The sequence below is a fragment of the Nonomuraea sp. NPDC003707 genome (assembly GCF_053587055.1).
In genome coordinates this window covers 394,516-414,210 of sequence record NZ_JBSFNK010000002.1, presented here as the reverse complement: position 1 = coordinate 414,210, position 19,695 = coordinate 394,516, and the positions used below count along the sequence as shown (strand labels likewise).

Sequence of the window (19,695 nt, the reverse complement as noted above, 5' to 3'; positions counted from 1 at the left end):
AGCGTCTCAACGGATCTCCGATACCGTCGAGAGCATGCGGCTTCACGTGGGATGCGCGATGTGGACTCATGCGCGCTGGCAAGGTCGATTCCTCCCCGGCCACCTCCCGCCCAGGGAGCGCCTGCGCTCGTACGCGACCTGGTGCGACGCGGTGGAAGGCAACACGACCTTCTACGCGACCCCCACGCGCGCCACGGTGGAGTCGTGGGCCGGCCAGACCGCCCCCGACTTCCGCATGGTCGTCAAGCTCCCCAAGCCCATCACCCACGAGCACCGCCTGATCGGCGCCGACGAGCACCTCCACGCCTTCCTGGACGCGATCGAGCCGCTGGGCCCGCGAGCCCACGCGCTCTGGATCCAGCTGCCCGGCTCCTTCTCCCCCACCGACCTCGGCACCCTCGCGGCCTTCCTGCACCGGCTCCCCCGCTCCCACAGGTACGCCGTCGAGGTCCGCCACCGCGCCTTCTTCGAGGACGAGCGATCCGAACGGCTCCTGGAGCGCGTCCTGGCGGCCGCGGACGCCGAGTGGGTCCCGTTCGACACCACGACGCTCTTCCAGAGCCCGCCGACCAGCGACGCCGAGCGCGACGCGTGGACCAAGAAGCCCCGCGTGCCCCGCCGCACGCGCGCCCTCACCGGCCACCCGATCGTCCGCTACCTGGGCCGGGACGCCGAGGCCCGCACCGTCGAGGGCTGGCGGCTGTGGCTGGACGTCGTCACGGACTGGCTGCGGGAGGGCCGCTCCCCCACGTTCTTCGTGCACACGCCGGACAACGCCGACGCGCCGAAGCTGGCCCGCGACTTCCACGAGGCGGTACGCGCCCGCCTCCCCGGCCTGACCCCGCTCCCCGAGCCCGAGCCCGCGGACCCGCTGACCCTCTTCTAGCTGTCCAGGCATCCAGAATGGGACGATCTCTGCTCATGGCGAAGAAGATCCTCGAGGCCCTGACGAGGGCGAGAGATTCCGGCAAGCCGGTGCGAGTCAGCCGTGACATCGACGGTGCCGATCGGCTCGACGCGTATGTGGTGGGCATCGGCCGCAAATGGGTGCTTCTGCACACCATCTCCGACGAGTACCGGCTGGACGGCTACTCGGCCGTGCGACTGCGCGACATCGCCCATGCCACCCGTTCCGGTTGGAAGGGCGCGATGGTGGCCCATCGAGCCCTGGCGCTGCGCGGGGAACGTCCCCGGCTGCCGGCAGGCGCCGACCTGGACTACACCAAGGGCTTGATCCAAACGCTGACCACGGCGTTCCCCCTCATGGCCGTGCACGTCGAGAGAGTCGACCCCCACGTCTGCTACATCGGCCGCGCCCGAGGGATCGACCGGGGGAAACGGCTGCGTCTCCAGGAGATCGGCCCGGCGGCGGACTGGGCGCGTACGCGCTCCACGACCAGGACGGCGGACATCACGCGGTTCGACGTCGGCGGCGGGTACATCGACGCGCTCCACGCCGTGAGCGGACGTCCACCAGAACGCTGACCGGCCGCGGAACCGCCTACGGGTGCGAGGCACGTTTCCGGGCTCGCCACTGGTTCGGGGTCCTCATCCCCTTGGGCCGTAGGCCGTCATGAGGATGTGCACGAGGATGAGGACGACGATCCAGAACATGGCGCGTCCGGTCGGCGGAGGACCGCTGCGCAGCACGGATACGCCCAGGGGAATGAAGGCGACGCAGAGGCCGCCCACGGCGATGAAGGACTGCGGTTCGGTGCCTTTGAGCGTCCCGAGCGCGAGCGCCGACATCAGGCCGAGCGCGACCGAGCGGCCCAGCCCCAGGGCGCCGGAGCGGTAGGCGCCGACGGCCAGCACGACCCAGCCGAAGAAGGCCGGTCCGGATATGGCCCTGAACGGATTCCAGATCGCGTCCCGCCATGCCAGGTAATAATCGTCGATGCCCTTGAGCATCGTTTGCAGGCCGAGGCTGTCGGTCAGGTAGAAGGCCAGGTGATCAGTGCCGAACTGGAAGGTCCGGGTGAACAGGCCGACGATCACCAGGCAGCCGCCCCACAGGCCCCACAGCGGGCTGGTGGCGGCGATCCTCTGCGCCAGCGTCATGACCGCCGGCCACAGCAGGACGAACCCCGCGGCGAAGCAGGTATAGGCGGCCCTGATGAGCGCGGGGTGCTGGGCGTAGGCGGCCAGTTGGTAAGGAACGAAGTAGTAGAACTGGGAGCGCAGGACAGTCCCGGTCATGATGAGGGCGGGGCCGCCGATCAGCGAGACGGCGCTCACCCATCGTCCGGGAAACGGGGGTTGCCTGTCCAGGTTGGCCGCGGCGTTGGCGGCGCGCCGGTCCGCGGCGGCCTGTCGCCATCGTGTGATTCGCCCCCGAAGATCGACGTTCATCGGTTCCTCCCAGATTTGTCGCTCTCGGCCCGGTATGCCGGGTGCACCAGCATGGTGATGGGCTGTGGTGTGCGGGCGCGTCTGGCTCGGGTGGCATCTTGGCCGGCATACATGAGCCGGTGCTACGACCCCAGACCGATGCGGATGTCCGACCGTGGGCAGATGCCGGTTGATCGGGAAAGGCGATAACTTCTGGTCATGGTTCGGGCTCGGCGGCTCGGTGGGCACGGCGTTGCCGACGCTGTGGTGGCGGTCATCGTGGCGCTGACCGTCGGCTATGCCATCGTCGATCCGCCGGGCCCGTCGTCGTGGTGGCCCGCTTGGTCGGCTTGGCCGGTAGCGGCGGTCATGAGTTTTCCGGTCGCGTTCCGGCGGCGCCGGCCGCGGGCCATGCTGGGGCTCGCGTGCGCCGCGGCAGTGCTGGCGACGGTGGCCGGTGCCGTCGCGGCGGGCGCGATCTGGGTGTCCTTCGTGCCGACCGTGCTCGTGCTGTACCTGGTGGCCTCCACCGCCTCGGTCGTGTGGTCGTTGGGCGGCCTGTCGGTGTGCGTGGCCGGCTCGGTGACCGCCATCCTGATCTTCTACGAGCAGGTGCTCCCCGGCCTTCCACCCGCGGCGGCGCCCAGCGAGTTGCCGCCGTACTGGCCGGTCGAGATCGGCGCGATCTGTGTGCTGCTGACGGCCGGATGGGCCATCGGGACGGCCGTCCGCTGGAAGCGGGACACGACCGCCCGCCTCGTCCGCCACCTCGCCGAGGCGGCCGTGGCCGACGAACGCAGGCGCATCGCCCGCGAACTGCATGACGTCATCGGCCACAGCATGAGCGTGATCGCCGTCAAGGCCACCGTCGCGAACCATGTCGCCGACGCCCGCCCGCACGAGGTGCGCGCCGCACTGGACGTCATCGAGCAGACCAGCCGAAGCACGCTCGCCGAGATCCACCGGGTGCTCGGCCTCCTGCGCTCCGACGGCGATCCCCACCAGACCCACCTGCCCGTTCCCGGCATGGCGGACCTGCCCGAGCTGGCCGCCCATGCCCGCTCGGCCGGGGTGGAGGTGGATCTGACCGTCCGCGAAGAGGCCGTGCTGCCTCCCGCGGTCGCGATGTCGGTGTACCGCATCGTGCAACAGGCTCTGACCAACGTCATCACCCACGCGGCGCCCACCCGCTGCGCCGTCACCGTGGAGATCGACGGGCGGGAGGCCACGATCGAGGTCATCGATGACGGCCCCCGCCACGGCCGGCCGCCGCGCGCGGGCCACGGCGGACACGGCCTGATCGGCATGCGCGAACGGGCCAAGATGTACGGAGGCACGTTCAGCGCGGGGCGCCGGCCCGAAGGAGGCTTTCACGTGACGGCTCGCCTGCCCTACGACCCGAACGGCACCAGGACATGACCGCCGACGCCACCGCACACGATCCGCCCCCGCCCGTCCGGGTCCTGCTGGCCGAGGACCAGGTCCTGGTGCGCGACAGCCTCAAACTCCTCATCGACACCACACCGGGGCTGGCCACCGTGGGCGAGACCGGCACCGGCGCCGAAGCCGTGCTCCTGGCCCGCCGGCGGCGACCCGACGTCATCCTCATGGACGTGCGTATGCCCGACATGGACGGCATCGAGGCGACCCGGCGTATCTGCGCCGACCCGGACAGCGCCGGCGTCCGCGTGCTGATCCTCACCACGTTCGATCTGGACGAATACGTGTACGCCTCGCTCAGGGCCGGCGCCAGCGGATTCCTCGTCAAGAGCGCGACGGCGATCGAGCTCCTGGCCGCCATCCGGGTCGTCGCCTCCGGCGAAGCGCTGCTCGCGCCCACCGTGACCCGCCGGCTCATCGCCGATTTCCTGCGAGGCCCGCACTCCGCCCCGGTCCTGCGAGACCTCAGGGACATCACCCAACGCGAGCGCGAGGTGCTCACCCTCATCGGCAAGGGCATGTCCAACTCCGAGATCGCGGAGCACCTCCACCTCACCGTCGGCACGGTCAAAACCCACATCGGCCGTCTCCTGGCCAAACTGCACGCCAGGGACCGAGCCCAGCTCGTCATCGCCGCCTACGAAGGCGGGCTCATCACCATCTGAGACCTGGTCGTCGTCATTGCGGGGCGGGGTCGGGGTTCAGGCCGGCCCACAACGTACGCCGAGCCTTCCGGAAGATCGTCAAGGCCGCAGGGATGCCCGCCTCCCGCTGGACCCATCGCGAGACGCGCCACAGGTTTGTCTCGCTGCTCTCCGACTCCGGCGTCCCCCTGGAGGACATCGCCCGCCTCGTCGGCCATAGCGGGACGGCCGTCACCGAAGCCGTCCACCGCGAGCAGATCCGCCCCGTACGCCTGCAAGGAGCTGCGACGACGGGCACCCCAGCACACCCGAACCCCGCCGCGTCCGATCACGCAACGGCATCACGGGCATCAACTCGCGAACCGCCCTCTGATCTGGTTGGTCAGGCGCAGATCTTCACTGCGTCAGTCATGTTGTCCGCCGACTGTGGCATGTCGCCCTTCGCACCGTCGGGCACGTTCACGAGTAGCTGCCATTCGGCACCCGTCCAGTTGTACAGTGCGACGCTCTTGCCAGTCCGGTTCTGATACGAGGTCACCCGGTCCCCCAAGCCGGCGCTCCCGATGTCATACATGCTGCAGGTGGCCTCCTTTTGAACGATCATGGCGCCCTCACCTTGAGCGTCATCCCATCCGCAGAACAGTCCACCGGGGCAGCTCCACCCCGCCGCGCCGTTGGTCGGCTTGGATGATTGCTTGGAGGAGTTGTGGCTACTCTTGGGGTTGCCTGCTGAGGCGGAGTGGCTACCGCCGTCCTGGCAGACCCCGACTGCCCGGCATACCGGTTCGCCCCACAGCGGTGAGGTCACGAGGGCCGTGATCAGGCCGATAACGGCGACCACTATGGGTATCAGCGAGCTGCTACTTTCTCTCCCTGTCATGCAGACTCTCCTGGTTTGGGGGTGGGGGGTTGTGGCCCGGTTAGGGCATGGCGTGTTACCTGGTGCATCGGGGGTCCTGTCCCGGATGCGTGGTCTAGTGATCTACCGCGCAGGTGAAGACCGTCTTGGCCGTGCTCGGCGGCGTTTCGGGCAGCAGGAACGTCTCGGCGGCCTCGAGGGAGACCTGGTAGCCGAGGTCCTGCGGGGCAATACCCCCGCCATGACCCTGAGGTCGTCGATCGCTGCGAGGCCGGGCATCCGCATCTCAGGCAGATCTCCCAGGATGATCTGCACCCAGCGATCGGCCGCACCCTTGAACGCCGCTTTCTGCGTCTCCGACAGCCCGCCCAGGAACTCGACCTCGACGAGTGGTGATTCCGTATCTGCGAGCATCTTCACCCGCGTGACGTCAGCGATTGCCCTGTACGTCTCGTTGGTGGCCACGGGCCACTCCCTCCGTTACCTGCTCTGTGAAGGTAGACCGGCAACGATCTGCACGCCTGAGTAGCCCATACTCAATTCGGCCGGGCGGGAGGAGGCGCGGCGAAGGGCGGCGGGCGAGAAGTGGCAGGATCACGGGCTCGTCTTCGCCTTGCTCGTCGGCACGCCGCTCGACGTCCACAACGTCCGACGTGCCTTCCGGGAGATCATCAAGGACGCGGGGATGCCCGCCTACCACTGGACTTCTCGCGAGACGAGACGAGACGCGCCACAGCTTCGTCTCGCTGCTCTCCCACCCCGGCACATCGCCCGGCTCGTCGGCCACAGCGGGACGGCCGTCACCGAAGCCGTCCACCGTAAGCAGATCCGCCCCGTCCTCCTGCAAGGAGCTAGGCGATGGACACCCTCTTCGCCCCGTTAGTCACCCACCCATGCGAAAGGGTGCCACCCTATTGAGTGACACCCTCATCGACCAGCGAGAACATGGTCGGGACGACAGGATTTGAACCTGCGACCCCTTGACCCCCAGTCAAGTGCGCTACCAAGCTGCGCTACGTCCCGGTCGCGCCGACCGCCCCCTGCGGAGCGGAACGTCACAACCTTAGCGCACATCCGAGGTGCGAGATCATGGACAGTAACGCTGTAACGCCTCCATCGCGCGCAGTGATGAACACCGTGACGGCGTCGCACGCGAGGAGGGCCCGGCGGAATGTCCTGGCGGAGCTCGCTGGCCGAGATCATCGTCACCGTGTTCCTGCTGGGATCGCTCTGCGCGTGCGGAGACGGACAGGTGGACGCGCCGGCGTCGGGGACGCCGGTCGCGTCGAAGTCGAAGACTCCGACGCGGTCAGTGAAGAAAGGCGTGCGCACCCCCGAACCGACGCGGTCCAGGCGCAGACCATGCCCGACCGGCGGTGGTGAAGCGCCGTTGCCATGCCCCTCGATCGCGCCGCCCGGCACCCCGTCTCCCACCATCACGGTCCCGCAGCCCACGACTACGGCCCAGCCCCTTCCCGAGGCGTCCCCGGAGCCGTCGCCGGAGGCTCTCACCGCCACTCCGCAGGCTCCGTAGCCGTGCAGGAAAGCGGGCAGGGCGAGTCGCGTCCACTCGACGCGATCGGGCTGATCACCGCGCTGATCACCGTCAGCGCGGCGGTGCTCATCTACATGGGATGGGCCTACCTGGAGGGTTACCTTCAGTATTTCAGTCTGAGGGCCACCGACCTGAGGTACGGCGCCGACGAGTACGCCATCTACGGCGTCAACCTCTTCGACACCGGTTTCCTGCCGTGGATGGTGGCGATCCCGCTGGCGCTCGCCGTCGCCGCCCACCGGGCCCTGCTGGTCCGGTTCGTGCCGCAGTGGCTGCGGGGGGCCGGGGCGCGGCTGAAGAGCCGGGTGCCGGTCGTGGCGGACCGCAGGGTCGTGGGAGGCGGGCTCGCGCTCGCCGGGCTCGTCTGCGCCGTCGCCGTGCTCAACCGATGGTGGCAGATGGGTACGTACCAGCTGCTCGCGCTGCCGGCCCTCGGTCTGCTCTTGCTGACCTGGCCGTCGCCGGCCCGGAAATCCAGCCGGATCGCCTTCGCCCTCAGCGTGGCCATGGCCGTCTTCTCACTGCTCTGGGCCGCGTCCCTGTACGCCAACGGGCGGGGGACGAGGACGGCCGAGCAAGCCGTGCGCGATCTGCCCGAGCGGACCCAGGTGGTGATCTGGTCGAAGGACGACCTCTCGATCAACCCCACAGGCGTCGAGCACCAGAAATACAAGACCGGGAAATACCGGCACTCCTACACGGGAATGCGGCTTCTCCTCGTCCGTGACGACCGTTACTATCTCGTGCCGCCGGTGAGCGAGAAGGACTGGCGGGACGGCGGGGGCCGTACGTACGTCCTCCCGCAGAACGACGACATCCGCATGGAGATCCTGCCGGGCAGGCAACCCGGCAGGGGAATCTGATCAGATGGCAGCCTGGAACGAGCTGGCGCGCATGCCGGCCAGCAGGCCCGCCGTCTGGTCCGGCGTGTAGCGGCGTACCGGGTCGTGGTGGAGCAGGCCCTCGATGAGCGGCCGCATCACCCCGGCCCGCCGGGGCGGTGGGTACGGGCCGCTGCGGGCCATGCCGAGCACCGTGGCCGCGTCCTGGCCCGGGTAGGGTGGCTGGCCCTCGACGGCGCTGTAGAGGGTGGCGCCGAAGGACCACATGTCGGCCTCCTTGCTGGCCGGCCCCCCGTGCAGCCGCTCGGGCGCCATGAACGCCGGAGTGCCCCGCAACCGCCGCGACCTGGTCATCCGGATGTCGCCCTCGGCGGTCGCTATGCCGAAGTCGGTCAGCACCACCCGGTCGCCGGTCAGCATCACATTGGCGGGCTTCACGTCGCGATGCAGCACTCCGGCCTGGTGGGCGGTCCGTAGCGCGGCGAGCAGATGCTGCCCGATCGCGGCGACCGACTGGGCCGGTAAGGTGCCCACCTGGGAGAGCAGCTGGTGCAACGAGAGCCCGTCCAGGTATTCCATCACGATCCAGAGCTTGCCGCCCTCTTCGATCAGGTCGTGGACCGTAACGATGTTAGGGTGCGTCAGCCCGGCAGCCATCCTGGCCTCACGCAGCACCCGGCGGCGCACCATCTCGGCCTCACCGGCCAAGGTCAGCTCCTTCAGCGCCACCGTACGGTGGAGGAGCTGATCGAACGCACGCCAGACGACACCCATACCCCCACGACCGGCCTCCTCGTTCAGGAGGTACCGTCCGCCGATCTCCCGCATACCATCCCCTCTTGCTCGGGGATAATCATGTCACTTCAGCACAGGCCGTAGGGTGCCTAACGTGATCCTGATATGTCGGAAAGTGCGGGTGCGCTGGTCAACGGCCTAGAAATTCGATCAGACAACGCGCGCCACACCAGTCCGACGCCCCCCAAACATACTCCAGTGGCGCCCACGAGGACGGCACCAAGCCCCGCAAACTCGGCCACGACGCCTCCCAGAGCCGCCCCGAGCGGCATCCCACCCATGCCGACGAGGCGGTATGCCGAATTGACCCTTCCGAGCAATTCGGCCGGGATCAGCCGCTGCCGGGCCGAGATCACCAGGACGTTGCCCGCCGCGCCCACCACGCCCCACAGCACCGCCGTCGGGTAGAGCGTCCACGGGGAGGGCACGACCACCGGCACGATGAGCAGGAGGCTGGTCGTCAGCCAGCACCCCACGAGCGCGCGGAACTCCCCGAAGCGTCCCGCGACCCACCCCGACAGCAGGGACCCCGGGAGCGCCCCGACGGCGAACGCGGTCGTCATAAGGCCGTACTCGCCCGGCTCCAGCCCGATCCGCGACCCGTCGCCGACGGCCCACAGCACGAAGACGGCGAAGTAGGCGGCGTTGGCGAGGTTGAGCAGCCCGGCCGTGATGGCCAGGCTCCGCAGCACCCGGTGGGACCACAGGTACCGCAGCGCCTCGCCGATGTCCCGCCGCAGCGGCCGCCGCCCCTGCGCGCGAGGGGCGTCCATCCGGTACGTGCCACGCATGCCCAGCAACAGCAGGCCCGCGGCGCCGTACAGGAGGGCCGGGGCGCCGAAGACGACGGCGGGGAGGGTCACGACGAGCAGGCCCGCCAGCGGCGCCCCGACGAAGTCGTTGCCGATCATCTGGGCGGTGGAGACGCGGCCGTTCGCCCTGGTCAGGTGGCCCTGAGGCACGGTCATGGGCAGGATCGACTGCGCCGAGACGTCGGCGAAGACCTCGGCCACCCCGGCCAGGAGCACGGCCGCCAGCAGCACCCACAGGTCGAGCAGGCCGAGCAGGGCCGCCAGCCCGGCGAGGGAGAGGATCGCGGCCCGGGCGACGTTGGCCACGACCATGATGCGGCGGCGGTCGAGCCGGTCGGCGAGGGCCCCGGCGTGCAGCGCGAGGAGCAGCCACGGCACCGTCGCGGCCGCCCCCGCCAGCGACACCAGCGTGGGCGAACGGGTCATCGACACGGCCAGCAGCGGCGCCCCGACCTTCAGCACGCCGTCGGCCAGGTTCGACAGCGCGGTGGAGGACAAGAGAAATCCGAACGAACGCCCCACGGCTCACTCCGATAGTGTGTGAGGGAAAGTGTGCATAGTTTTCTTTGCAAAGATAGGCTTGCATAGCATGCAGAGCAAGAGCTTCTCCGCCCGCACGCTCGACGCGAACGCCCTGAAGTCGTTCGCCCACCCGCTGCGGCTGCGGATCTACGAGCTGCTGGACGAGCACGGCCCCTCCACGGCCACCAAGCTCGCCGCCCTGCTCGGGCAGAACACCGGCGCCACGAGCTACCACCTGAGGGAGCTGGCCGGGCACGGCATGATCGAGGTCGTGCCGGGGATGGGGCGCGGCAAGGAGAAGTACTGGCGCATCACGCCCGGCGGGTTCTCCTTCGGGGAGCCGGGCTCCGACCCCGAGACGGCCAGTGCGATGGAGTTCCTGCTGGACGACCTGGTGCGCCAGCGCGGCGCGGAGCTGGCCCGGTGGCGCGAGGAGGAGGCGCGGGCGCCCGAGGAGTGGGTGCGCGCGAGCGGCTACGGGCGGCGGTCGCTGCGGCTCACGCCGGAGGAGAGCGCGGCGCTGCGGGACGAGGTGTTCGAGGTGCTGGAGCGGTATCGCGCGCTGTCGGACCGCAGGGAGATCGCGTCGCCGGACTCCCGCGATCCGTCGACGGGACGCGTGGTCATCCACTTCGACGTGCTGCCGGTGGGAGCCGGTCAGGAGGAGGGCACGCCTCAGGGCCGCCCATAGCCCGGGCGGCCCTGAGGCGGACCAGTACACTGACCGCCGTGGCGCTCTACGCTCTCTTGAAGCGCTCCCCACGGATGAATCCGGGGGATTCCAGCCGTCCCAACCGTGCGGCTACGCGCATGGTCGCGACGCTGTTGCTTGGCGATTCACCTTCCGGCCCCGCTTTCGCGGGTTTCCACGCCCCAACACGCGCACTCGGTCTGAGTTGTGCGTGCTCCGCCCTCCCAGCGGCGAGTAGATCCTTGCCCGGTCCCCCTCGCGAGCTTGGTTATCACTCACGTGTTCGACCGCGACCCACCATACTCACGCCGGGCACGTCACCGCGGTCGATTCCCGTCAATGCACGCTCGCGCCCTGGCGGGCACTCCCGCGCCGGGCTTACCCCCGTGGCTGAAGCCAGGGGTCCGCGCTCGGCATTCTCGATCGAGAAGGTCAGTGAGGACGCCGGCCAGGCCCGGTATCAGTACTCCGAGGGCACGGGGTTCGTCCTCGGACACGTGATCCTCGACAAGGCCGGCGAACGGCTGTGGATCGAGGACGGCGAGGAGACGTACCTCTCCCGGGCCGTGGTGCGGAAGATCGCGGTCCACTGGGCGACCCACGGCGTGGCGCCCGTGAAACTGGCCGTGCATTCGTAGCGGGTCAGCCGATGAGCTTGAGCGCCAGCTCGGTCAGGCCCTCCGGCGCCGTCCTGGGCGACCCGGCGTCGAACGGCGGGTGCGGGTCGTACTCGATCACGAGCTGCACCGACTGCGCGGTGGTCTCGTCGGTGGCCTGGGCCAGCAGCGTCAGCGCCATGTCGATCCCCGCCGACACCCCCGCAGCGGTCACGATCCGGCCCTGGGTGACGACGCGCTCGCTCACCGGCTCGGCCCCGTACTGCGGCAGCATGTCGAGCAGGGCCCAGTGGCTGGTCGCCGTCAGCCCCTCCAGCAGCCCCGCGGCCGCCAGGACGAACGAGCCGCTGCACACCGAGGTCGTCCATTGACTGTGCTCGTGGGCCTCCCGCAGCCAGCCCAGCAGCGCCTCGTCGGACATGACGTCGAACGTCCCCGGGCCGCCCGGGACCACGATCACGTCGGGGTGGGGCAGGTCCTCGTAGGAGGCCGTGGCGGTGAGGGTGAGCGTGCCCTGGTCGTCGGTGACCGGCCCGGGCTCGGCCGCGACGAACGTGACCGTCCAGCCGGGCGCGAAGGCCAGCACCGTGTACGGCCCGACCGCGTCGAGCGCGGTGAAACGGGGATAGAGCAGGATCGCCACATGCATCGCTTACTTCTCCTTCGATCGGAACCTGCGACGGTGGTCGCCGGGTGAGATCCGCCAGTGGCGGCGGAAGACGCGGTAGAGGGTCTCCGGCGTGCCGAGCCCCGACTCCCTGGCCACCCGGTCCAGCGGGTGGGCGGTGACCTCCAGGAGCCGTCTGGCGGCCTCGGCGCGGCTGCGTTCGACGTACCGGCCGGGCGACAGGCCGGTCTGCTCGGTGAAGACGCGGGAGAAGTGGCGCTCGCTCATCCCCACCCGGTCGGCGAGCGCGGGGACGCTCAGGTCGGCGGCGGGGTTGGCGTCGATGTAGGCCTGCAACTCCCTGAGCGGCTCGCTGCGCGGCGTCATGGCCCGCATCGGGGTGCTGAACTGGCTCTGCCCGCCCGGCCTGTGCAGGTAAACCACGAGGCCGCGGGCGACGTCGCGGGCGAGCGCGTGGCCGTGGTCCCTGGCCACCAGCGCGAGCGCGAGGTCCACGCCGGAGAGCACGCCCGCCGAGGTCCAGACGTTGCCGTCCTCGATGTAGAGGGGGTCGGCGTCCACCTCGACGCACTCGTAGCGGGCGTCCAGCTCGCCAGCGGCGAGCCAGTGCGTGGTGGCCCGCCGGTGGTCCAGCAGCCCGGCCTCGGCCAGCAGGAACGCCCCGTTGCAAACGGACGCGACCCGCCGCGCGCCCGCGGCCAGCCGGGCGACGGCTTCGACGAGCTCCCGGTCGCCCAGCTGCTCGGGGAGCGACATCCCGCCCACGACCATCAGCGTGTCGACGGGCCCGGTGACCTCGCCGAGGGCGCGGGCCGTGACGGCGATCCCGTTGCCGGAGGGCACGGGACCGGCCCGCACGGCCGCCACCTCGACCTTGTAACCGTCCTGAGGCGCCAGCAGCGCCGCCGTCGCGAACACGTCGGACGGCCCGGCCAGGTCGAGCAGCTGGAAGCCGGGGAAGACGACCATGAGAACCCGTCGCTGCATATCTTCATGCTGGTGGCGGGCCTGTCAAGGCGTCAACGACACAAATATTGCACATTACGCCATGAGCCCCCCGGGGCAGGACCGGGGGGCTCATGGGCTTGCTGGGCTGAAAAATCAGCCCATGTGCGGATAACGATGGTCGGTGGGCGGTACGAACGTCTCCTTGATCGTGCGGGCGTTCACCCAGCGGATCAGGTTGAAGATCGAGCCCGCCTTGTCGTTGGTGCCCGAGGCGCGGGCGCCGCCGAACGGCTGCTGGCCCACGACCGCGCCCGTCGGCTTGTCGTTGACGTAGAAGTTGCCCGCCGCGAAGCGCAGCCGGTCGGACGCCGACGCGATGGCGTAGCGGTCCTGGGCGATGACCGAGCCGGTCAGCGCGTACGGGGCGATGCCCTCCATCTGGTCGAGCACCGTGTCGAAGTCGCGGTCCTCGTAGACGTGCACGCCCAGGATGGGCCCGAAGTACTCCTTGACGAAGATCTCGTCCGTGGGGTCCGCCGACTCCAGGATGGTCGGCTTGACGAAGTAGCCGACGCTGTCGTCGTACGAGCCGGTGAGGACGTCGATGTTCGCGGCCGCCCGCGCCCGGTCGATGGCCTCCTTGTGCTTGGCGAAGGCCCGGGCGTCGATGACCCCGCCCATGAACGTCGACAGGTCGCCCGACACGTCGCCCACGGTCAGCGACTCGGCGGTGGCCACGAAGTCGTCGCGCATCCGGTTCCAGACCGAGCGCGGCACATAAGCCCGCGAGGCCGCCGAGCACTTCTGTCCCTGGTACTCGAAGGCGCCCCTGACCAGCGCCGTCGAGAGCACGGCCGGGTCGGCGGACGGGTGGGCCAGCACGAAGTCCTTGCCGCCGGTCTCGCCGACGAGGCGCGGGTAGCCGTGGTAGGAGGCGATGTTCTGGCCGATGGTGCTCCACAGGTGCTGGAACGTCGCCGTGGAGCCGGTGAAGTGGATCCCGGCCAGGGCCGGGTGCGCGAGCGCCACCTCGGAGACGGCCTGGCCGTTGCCGGTGACCATGTTGATCACGCCGGGAGGCAGCCCGGCGGCCTCCAGCAGCCGCATCGTGAAGTGCGCGGCGAACTGCTGGGTGGGCGACGGCTTCCAGACGACGACATTCCCCATCAAAGCCGCAGAAGTCGGCAGATTTCCGGCGATGGCGGTGAAGTTGAACGGCGTGATCGCCAGCACGAAGCCTTCGAGCGGCCGGTACTCCATCCGGTTCCACACGCCGGGCGACGAGATCGGCTGGTCGGCGTAGAGCTGGCGCGCGTAGGCGACGTTGAAGCGCAGGAAGTCGATCAGCTCGCAGGCCGAGTCGATCTCCGCCTGCTGCACCGACTTCGACTGGCCCAGCACGGTCGCCGCGTTGAGCGTGGCCCGCCACGGCCCGGCCAGCAGGTCGGCGGCCTTGAGGAAGATCGCCGCCCGCTCGTCGAACGACAGGGCCCGCCACGCCGGCGCCGCCCGCAGCGCCGCGTCCACGGCGTCCTGCACGTCCCGGGCCGTAGCGTCGTTGGTACGGCCCAGGACGGCAGCGTGGTTGTGCGGTTGCACCACGTCGATGGGAGCGCCCGCGCCGAGGCGCTGCTCGCCGTCGATCGTCATGGTCAGGTCGATCGACGACCCGGCCAGCTCCTTGATGCGGTCCTCCAGCGCCGACCGCTCGGCGCTGCCCGGCGCGTACCCGTAGATGCGCTCGTTGGCAGGAACGGGGACGTTGCTGATGGCATCCATTACTTACCCCCAAGGGCGCGAAGGAAGAAGGCGACGTTGGCGGGGCGCTCCGCGAGGCGGCGCATGAAGTAGCCGTACCAGTCGTCGCCGTAGGGGACGTAGACGCGGACCGTGTGGCCGGCCCCGGCCAGGGACTCCTGCAGGTCGGTCCGGATTCCGTAGAGCATCTGGAACTCGTGGTCGCCGATCGTCCGCCCGAACCGGTCGGCGAGCACCTCCGTGATCGCGATCATGCGATCGTCGTGCGTCGCCACCATGGGGTACCCCTTCCCCGCCATGAGGATCCGCAGGCATCGCACGTACGCCTTGTCCACGGCGCCGCGGCCCTGGTGCGCGACGGAGGCGGGCTCGCGGTAGGCGCCCTTGACCAGGCGCACCCTGGAGTCCTCGGCGGACAGGTCGCGGCAGTCGGCCTCGCTGCGGAACAGGTACGCCTGGATCGCCACACCGGTCGACGGGTAGTCCTCGCGCAGCTTGCGCAGGATGGTCAGCGTCGAGTCGACGGTGGTGTGATCCTCCATGTCGAGCGTGACGGTCGAGCCGTTGCGCGCCGCCGCGGCGCAGATCTCGCGGGCGTGTTCCAGCGCCATCGCGTCGTCGAGCCGCTGCCCCACGGCCGACAGCTTCACCGACACCTCGCCCCGGACGCCGAGGTCGAGCGGCCTGACGGCGTCGAGCAGCGTGAGGTAGGCGTCCGCGGTGGCCTCGGCGGCCCGCGCGTCGCGCGTCTCCTCGCCGAGGTGGTCGACGGTGACGGCGAGTTTCATGTCGCGCAGGCGCTCGATGGCGTCGCGGGCCTCCTGGACGCTCTCGCCCGCGACGAACCGATCGACCACCTTCCTGGTGAGCGGGAAGGCCGACACGGCACGACGTACGACGCCGCTCCCGGACGCGGCGAGGAGCACTTGACCCAGCATGCCTCAAGTCTAAAAACGCAGCTCAGCGGGGGCCATCGACGTGCGTAACGGCCGATGTGGCAGGCTGTCATACAAATGCACAACACGGCAGACCTGCAAGAGATCGTCGACGAGATCGCCGCCCGGCTGGGGGCGTCCGCGACGCTGGAGGACCGCTCGTTCCGGCTGCTGGCGTACGGGGCGCAGCACGGCGACATCGACACGGTCCGCCAGGAGTCGATCCTGCGCCGGCGCGCCACCGGAGAGGTGCGCGACTACTTCGAGCGCTACGGCATCGCCAAGGCCCCCGGCCCGATCCGGATCCCCGCCGACGCCGAGCTCGGGGTCCTGGCCAGGGTGTGCTGGCCGCTGCGCCACGGCGAGGTCACCTACGGCTATCTCTGGCTGCTCGACTCGGGCTCGCTCACCGCGCTCGAACCCGTCGCGCCGCTGGTGGCCAGGGCCGCCGCCGCCCTCGCCCAGGAGGCCAGGAGCCGGCAGGACCTCGGCCGCGGCCTGCTCGCCCTCTTCTCGGCCGACCCGTCCGAGCGGGCGGGCGCGGCCATCGAGGTGCCGGGCCCCGTCGCGGCGATCGCCGTACGCGAGTCGGCCGAGCGCCTCGCCGCCCTCTGGACGCTGCCGCGCGGCGTCTTGGCCCGCCCCGGCTCGCCCGTCGCCCTGCTCGCCCCCGCCCACCTCGCGGGCGAGGTGGCGCAGACCCTGCAGAGCGCGTACGGCACCGCCGCCGGCATCGGCGCGCCCCGGGCGGACCCGGCCGACGCCTGGCTGAGCTGGCGCGAGGCCCGCCACGCCCTGCGCGTCGCCGAGCACTTCCCCCGGTACGCGCCCGTCGCCCGCTGGGAGGACCTGGGCGTGCACCGCCTGCTGGCCAGGCTCGGCCAGGCGGACCTGCGCGAGCTGGCGGCCGAGACCGCGGTCCTGGACGGCGAGCTGGCCGAGACCGTGGAGGCCTACCTCGACCACGGCGGCCACGCCCAGAAGACGGCCGCCGAGCTCGGCATCCACCGCCAGACGCTCTACTACCGGCTGGGCAAGGCCGAGCGCCTCACCCACCGGGATCTTTCGGACGGCGACGACCGCCTGGCCGTGCACCTGGGGCTCAAGGCCGCCCGGCTCTGCGGATCCTGACCATGTCAAGGTGCCGGGTCATGGTGCCGGCAGGCGGCTGCTGCCGCCTGCCGGGGTTTCGGTGCTTCAGGCGCAGGCCGCCTCGTACACCCGTACCAGTTCCTGACTCACCCGCTCCCAGGAGTAGCGCGAGCGCGCCCGGTCGGCGCCGGCGTAGCCCAGCGCGGTCCGCAGGGTGGGGTCCCACAGCAGCTCGCGGGCCAGCCGCGCGGTGCGCGCCGGCCGGTCCGGAGGCACGAGCAGCCCGGTGACGCCGTCGATGACGGAGTCCAGGTGGGCGCCGACGGCCGAGGCGATCACCGGTACGCCGCAGGCCATCGCCTCCAGCGCGACGATGCCCGTCACGGCCTCGCGCGGCACCGACACCACGGCGTCCGCGCTGCGCATGAGCTTCGGCACGGTGGACCGCTTGACCTGGCCCAGCAGCGTCACCTGGTCGGCGACCTCGAGCTGCTCGGCCAGCGCGCGCAGCCGGCGGGCGTCCTGGTCGGTGTCGAGGTCCTCGGGCTCGGGCCCGCCCGCGATGACCAGCTCGACGTCGCCGAGCCCCGGCAGCGCCCGCACGATGGTGTCCGCGCCGCGATCCACCGTCAGCGGCCCGACGTGCAGGAGCCGCTTGCGCGTGCCCTTCGTGGCCACCGCGCCGCGGCGCTGGAAGCGCTCGGTGTCGACGCCGTACGGGACGACGGCGATGTGGTTGCGCGGCACGCCCAGGCGGATCAGCGCCGACTCCTCGTCCCCGGAGCCCGCGATGACCGCGCTGGCCCGGCGGCCGAGGGCCAATTCCAGCTCCTTGTGCATGGCGTCGACCGTGTGGAACGTCTGCGTGACCGGCACCCCCAGCCCGTTGGCGCCCGCCACCGCGACCAGCCCACCGGTCCACGAATGCGCGTGGATCACGTCTGGCCGATCCTGGCTCCACCGCCGCATCAGGTGCTCGCCGACGTCGTTCAGGTACGGCACGACGCCGTCGGCCGACAGCTCCTCGGCCGGGCCCACGTCGATCTGCTCCAACGTGACCCCCGGGGCCACCCGCGTCTTGGGCTTGCCCTCAATGCTGTCACGACGGGAGTAGACGGTGACGTGATGTTCGCGGCCGAGCTCACGGGCGACGGAAAGGATGCGGTCACGCCGGTTGCTCTCGGCGGAAGCTACGATCGCGATATTCATGGCACACCTCAGCGAAGAAAGACTGAAAGGTGCGCCTGCGTCTTAGGCACATGTCTACGCTTCTGACGATACCCAGGTTTGACTCGATCGCAAACCCCCAAAAATCAGACATCCTGACTTCGCAGGTCAGACACCCCGGAGCGCGAGGATCACGATCTCGTCCCACACCTGACCGCCCGAGAACGCGTGCCTGTCGGCCTCCAGCGCCTTGACCACGGTGGACGGCGACTGCCCCGCGCACCGGCCGAGCACGTCGGCCAGCCGCTCCTCGCCGTACGGCTCCCCCTGGTCGCTCCTGGAGGAGATCAGCCCCTCCGAATACAGCACCAGCGTCTCGCCCGCGGCCACCGTCAGCCGCTCCACGGCGGTCTCCGCCTCGGGCGCGAGGCCCAGCGGCACGCCGCCGCCCGCGGCGAAGCGCACGCCGCCGTCGGCCTGCAGCAGCGCGGCGGGATGGTGCCCGGCCGACGACAGCCTGATCTCGCGCCCCTTCACGAAGCCCGCCACGGCCATCACGAACATGCCGGCGCCCTGCGCGACCAAGGCCTCGTTGACCTTGCGCATCACCAGGTCGGGGTCGGACTCCCAGGTGCCCAGCACCCGCAGGCCGCCGCGTACCATCGCGCTGACCGACGCGGCCTCCTCACCCTTGCCGACGGCGCCGCCCAGCGCGAACCCCCACCCGCAGGACACCGGGAACACGTCGTAGAACTCGGCGCCCACCGACGCCCCGGGATGGTAGACGGCCGCCGCCTCGTAACCGGGCACGTCGGGCAGCTTGCGGGGCGCGACGCTCGCCGACAGCGCGTCCGCCGCCCGCGAACGGGTCTGGAAGCTGGTTTGGGCCCGTACCGCCAGCCCGAGCTGCAGCCCCACCTCCTGCATGACGGCCAGGTCGGCCAGCGCGAACGGGCGCCGGTCGTGCGCGCGCACCAGCGTGAGCACGCCGTCGCCGGAGCCGATCGGCACGCACAGCATCGAGCCCGCGCCCATCGCCGTCAGCAGCGGCCCGTCCGCGCAGAACCCGAGCAGGCCGTCGTCGTCCAGCATCTCCTGCACCACGCCGGAGCCGCGCTCCAGCACCTGCATCACGACCTGGCTGCCCGCCGGATCCGCGGATTCCACCTGCCGGACCAGATCGCCCAGCGGATGGTTCTTCGGCGCCACCACGACCGAGCGGCGCGGCACCCCGCCGCGCACCATGTCCGCGATCACCCAGTCGGCCCACTCGGCCGCCAGCAGCCGCGTCGCCCTCGGCAGCGCGACCGGGCGCAGCAGCGCCTCCTCTTCGAGCAGCAGATTGGCCATCTTGACCAGCAGGTCCTGCCGCTTGGCCGCCGCCAGCAGCAGAGCCCCGTCGGACTGCTCGGGCCGCCCCGCGCCCGGCTCGGGCAGCTGCACCTCGGTCGGCAGCGCCACCGCCGCCACCATCTGCTGCGGCTCGCCCGGCATGGTCATCCTGGTCAGCGCCAGCTGGACGGTGTGCGTGCGCCCCTGATGCGCCAGCCGCGTCTCGAACGCCGACGGCTGGCCCGTCTGCAGCACCGCCGTCAGATGCGACCGGAACGCCGCCCGCCGCGACACGTCCACCAGCAGCGGGAACGACCGGCCCACCAGGTAGCCGTCGGGGCTGCCGAGCATCTGCGAGGTCTCGGGGTTGATCCGCCTGACCACGCCACCGCTGTCCAGCACGATGACCGGCACCGGAAAGGCCCGGAACACCTGACGCAGCAGCTTCAGCTCCCGCTGCGTGCCATCCTTCTTGCCGCCCGCCCGCTTGGGCGCCTTCTGCAGCGCCTCGCGGGCCTCGGCCAGCAGCTCGGCCGCGGTGTCGAGCTCGGCGAGGGCGGCGTCGAGCGTGGGCGCGAGGTCGGCGGGATAGGCGGTCCGCGCCTCGCGAAGCGACGAAACGCGTCCGGCCAGCGCGTCCAGCGCTTGCTCGAGGTCCGGCATGGTCACCCTCTGACGCTACGTCACAAGGGATACGGGAGGCCATATCGGGTAGGGGCTTCCTGCT

General features: G+C 70.6%; 18 protein-coding genes and 1 tRNA gene. 8 read left to right on the top strand and 11 right to left on the bottom strand.

Going from position 1 to position 19,695, the window contains the following annotated elements; all coding sequences use genetic code 11:
• The first annotated feature begins 34 nt into the window (after positions 1–34).
• Together ACWDRB_RS05955 and ACWDRB_RS05950 are read left to right on the top strand one after the other, a co-directional pair.
• Entirely contained in the window at positions 35–886 is an 852-nt protein-coding gene (locus tag ACWDRB_RS05955; RefSeq protein WP_449892009.1) for a DUF72 domain-containing protein, read from the top strand.
• Between the two features lie 35 nt (positions 887–921).
• A complete protein-coding gene (locus tag ACWDRB_RS05950; protein ID WP_449892008.1) occupies positions 922–1,485 on the top strand; it encodes a hypothetical protein in 564 nt (187 codons plus the stop codon).
• A 63-nt stretch (positions 1,486–1,548) separates the two neighbouring features.
• Here the strand turns inward: ACWDRB_RS05950 and ACWDRB_RS05945 are convergent, their stop codons facing one another.
• Complete coding sequence (locus tag ACWDRB_RS05945; RefSeq protein WP_449892007.1) at positions 1,549–2,352, bottom strand: hypothetical protein; 804 nt, start codon at positions 2,350–2,352, stop codon at positions 1,549–1,551.
• Positions 2,353–2,550: 198 nt separating this feature from the next.
• Here ACWDRB_RS05945 and ACWDRB_RS05940 point away from each other — a divergent pair, with 198 nt between their 5' ends.
• Together ACWDRB_RS05940 and ACWDRB_RS05935 are read left to right on the top strand one after the other, a co-directional pair.
• Entirely contained in the window at positions 2,551–3,750 is a 1,200-nt protein-coding gene (locus ACWDRB_RS05940; protein ID WP_449892006.1) for a sensor histidine kinase, read from the top strand.
• Positions 3,747–4,436, top strand: a complete 690-nt coding sequence (locus ACWDRB_RS05935) for a response regulator (RefSeq protein ID WP_449892005.1) — start codon at positions 3,747–3,749, stop codon at positions 4,434–4,436. The genes ACWDRB_RS05940 and ACWDRB_RS05935 overlap by 4 nt, the downstream gene beginning before the upstream one ends.
• Before the next feature lie 361 nt (positions 4,437–4,797).
• Here the strand turns inward: ACWDRB_RS05935 and ACWDRB_RS05930 are convergent, their stop codons facing one another.
• Both ACWDRB_RS05930 and ACWDRB_RS05925 read right to left on the bottom strand, forming a co-directional pair.
• Entirely contained in the window at positions 4,798–5,295 is a 498-nt protein-coding gene (locus ACWDRB_RS05930) for a peptidase inhibitor family I36 protein (protein ID WP_449892004.1), read from the bottom strand.
• A 925-nt stretch (positions 5,296–6,220) separates the two neighbouring features.
• Positions 6,221–6,297 (bottom strand) — tRNA-Pro (locus ACWDRB_RS05925).
• Between the two features lie 513 nt (positions 6,298–6,810).
• Here ACWDRB_RS05925 and ACWDRB_RS05920 point away from each other — a divergent pair.
• A complete protein-coding gene (locus tag ACWDRB_RS05920) occupies positions 6,811–7,692 on the top strand; it encodes a hypothetical protein (protein ID WP_449892003.1) in 882 nt (293 codons plus the stop codon).
• Here ACWDRB_RS05920 and ACWDRB_RS05915 read toward each other — a convergent pair whose 3' ends face one another.
• Both ACWDRB_RS05915 and ACWDRB_RS05910 read right to left on the bottom strand, forming a co-directional pair.
• Entirely contained in the window at positions 7,693–8,499 is an 807-nt protein-coding gene (locus ACWDRB_RS05915) for a serine/threonine-protein kinase (RefSeq protein ID WP_350726540.1), read from the bottom strand.
• A gap of 56 nt (positions 8,500–8,555) precedes the next feature.
• Positions 8,556–9,800, bottom strand: coding sequence for an MFS transporter (locus ACWDRB_RS05910; RefSeq protein WP_449892002.1), 1,245 nt, complete (start codon positions 9,798–9,800; stop codon positions 8,556–8,558).
• Positions 9,801–9,867: 67 nt separating this feature from the next.
• Here ACWDRB_RS05910 and ACWDRB_RS05905 point away from each other — a divergent pair, with 67 nt between their 5' ends.
• On the top strand, positions 9,868–10,491 hold the full coding sequence (locus ACWDRB_RS05905; RefSeq protein ID WP_449892001.1) for an ArsR/SmtB family transcription factor: 624 nt from the start codon (positions 9,868–9,870) through the stop codon (positions 10,489–10,491).
• Between the two features lie 386 nt (positions 10,492–10,877).
• Positions 10,878–11,129 carry a hypothetical protein gene (locus ACWDRB_RS05900; RefSeq protein ID WP_449892000.1) on the top strand — a complete coding sequence of 84 codons (252 nt, stop codon included), beginning with the start codon at positions 10,878–10,880 and terminating at the stop codon, positions 11,127–11,129.
• Positions 11,130–11,133: 4 nt separating this feature from the next.
• Here the strand turns inward: ACWDRB_RS05900 and ACWDRB_RS05895 are convergent, their stop codons facing one another.
• From ACWDRB_RS05895 to ACWDRB_RS05880, 4 genes are all read right to left on the bottom strand, one after another.
• The gene (locus ACWDRB_RS05895; protein WP_449891999.1) at positions 11,134–11,757 is read right to left on the bottom strand and encodes a DJ-1/PfpI family protein; all 624 of its coding nucleotides are present in this window, start codon (positions 11,755–11,757) and stop codon (positions 11,134–11,136) included.
• Positions 11,758–11,760: 3 nt separating this feature from the next.
• The gene (locus tag ACWDRB_RS05890; RefSeq protein WP_449891998.1) at positions 11,761–12,723 is read right to left on the bottom strand and encodes a GlxA family transcriptional regulator; all 963 of its coding nucleotides are present in this window, start codon (positions 12,721–12,723) and stop codon (positions 11,761–11,763) included.
• Between the two features lie 114 nt (positions 12,724–12,837).
• Positions 12,838–14,463, bottom strand: coding sequence for an L-glutamate gamma-semialdehyde dehydrogenase (pruA, locus tag ACWDRB_RS05885; protein ID WP_449891997.1), 1,626 nt, complete (start codon positions 14,461–14,463; stop codon positions 12,838–12,840).
• Positions 14,463–15,380 carry a proline dehydrogenase family protein gene (locus ACWDRB_RS05880; protein WP_449891996.1) on the bottom strand — a complete coding sequence of 306 codons (918 nt, stop codon included), beginning with the start codon at positions 15,378–15,380 and terminating at the stop codon, positions 14,463–14,465. The genes pruA and ACWDRB_RS05880 overlap by 1 nt, the downstream gene beginning before the upstream one ends.
• A gap of 75 nt (positions 15,381–15,455) precedes the next feature.
• On the opposite strand from ACWDRB_RS05880, the gene ACWDRB_RS05875 reads away from it, so the two are divergent.
• Complete coding sequence (locus ACWDRB_RS05875) at positions 15,456–16,508, top strand: PucR family transcriptional regulator (RefSeq protein WP_355192025.1); 1,053 nt, start codon at positions 15,456–15,458, stop codon at positions 16,506–16,508.
• A 66-nt stretch (positions 16,509–16,574) separates the two neighbouring features.
• On the opposite strand, the gene ACWDRB_RS05870 is transcribed toward ACWDRB_RS05875, so the two are convergent.
• Together ACWDRB_RS05870 and ACWDRB_RS05865 are read right to left on the bottom strand one after the other, a co-directional pair.
• Complete coding sequence (locus ACWDRB_RS05870; protein WP_350726523.1) at positions 16,575–17,678, bottom strand: glycosyltransferase; 1,104 nt, start codon at positions 17,676–17,678, stop codon at positions 16,575–16,577.
• Between the two features lie 126 nt (positions 17,679–17,804).
• Positions 17,805–19,631 carry a SpoIIE family protein phosphatase gene (locus ACWDRB_RS05865; protein WP_449892306.1) on the bottom strand — a complete coding sequence of 609 codons (1,827 nt, stop codon included), beginning with the start codon at positions 19,629–19,631 and terminating at the stop codon, positions 17,805–17,807.
• Positions 19,632–19,695: the final 64 nt, after the last annotated feature.

Bases quoted from the DNA above. Each gene is read 5' to 3' on its own strand.
- ACWDRB_RS05955 (WP_449892009.1), top strand. From the start codon at position 35: ATGCGGCTTCACGTGGGATGCGCGATGTGGACTCATGCGCGCTGGCAA.
- ACWDRB_RS05950 (WP_449892008.1), top strand. From the start codon at position 922: ATGGCGAAGAAGATCCTCGAGGCCCTGACGAGGGCGAGAGATTCCGGC.
- ACWDRB_RS05945 (WP_449892007.1), bottom strand. From the start codon at position 2,352: ATGAACGTCGATCTTCGGGGGCGAATCACACGATGGCGACAGGCCGCC.
- ACWDRB_RS05940 (WP_449892006.1), top strand. From the start codon at position 2,551: ATGGTTCGGGCTCGGCGGCTCGGTGGGCACGGCGTTGCCGACGCTGTG.
- ACWDRB_RS05935 (WP_449892005.1), top strand. From the start codon at position 3,747: ATGACCGCCGACGCCACCGCACACGATCCGCCCCCGCCCGTCCGGGTC.
- ACWDRB_RS05930 (WP_449892004.1), bottom strand. From the start codon at position 5,295: ATGACAGGGAGAGAAAGTAGCAGCTCGCTGATACCCATAGTGGTCGCC.
- ACWDRB_RS05915 (WP_350726540.1), bottom strand. From the start codon at position 8,499: ATGCGGGAGATCGGCGGACGGTACCTCCTGAACGAGGAGGCCGGTCGT.
- ACWDRB_RS05905 (WP_449892001.1), top strand. From the start codon at position 9,868: ATGCAGAGCAAGAGCTTCTCCGCCCGCACGCTCGACGCGAACGCCCTG.
- ACWDRB_RS05895 (WP_449891999.1), bottom strand. From the start codon at position 11,757: ATGCATGTGGCGATCCTGCTCTATCCCCGTTTCACCGCGCTCGACGCG.
- ACWDRB_RS05890 (WP_449891998.1), bottom strand. From the start codon at position 12,723: ATGCAGCGACGGGTTCTCATGGTCGTCTTCCCCGGCTTCCAGCTGCTC.
- pruA (WP_449891997.1), bottom strand. From the start codon at position 14,463: ATGGATGCCATCAGCAACGTCCCCGTTCCTGCCAACGAGCGCATCTAC.
- ACWDRB_RS05880 (WP_449891996.1), bottom strand. From the start codon at position 15,380: ATGCTGGGTCAAGTGCTCCTCGCCGCGTCCGGGAGCGGCGTCGTACGT.
- ACWDRB_RS05875 (WP_355192025.1), top strand. From the start codon at position 15,456: ATGCACAACACGGCAGACCTGCAAGAGATCGTCGACGAGATCGCCGCC.
- ACWDRB_RS05870 (WP_350726523.1), bottom strand. From the start codon at position 17,678: ATGAATATCGCGATCGTAGCTTCCGCCGAGAGCAACCGGCGTGACCGC.
- ACWDRB_RS05865 (WP_449892306.1), bottom strand. From the start codon at position 19,631: ATGCCGGACCTCGAGCAAGCGCTGGACGCGCTGGCCGGACGCGTTTCG.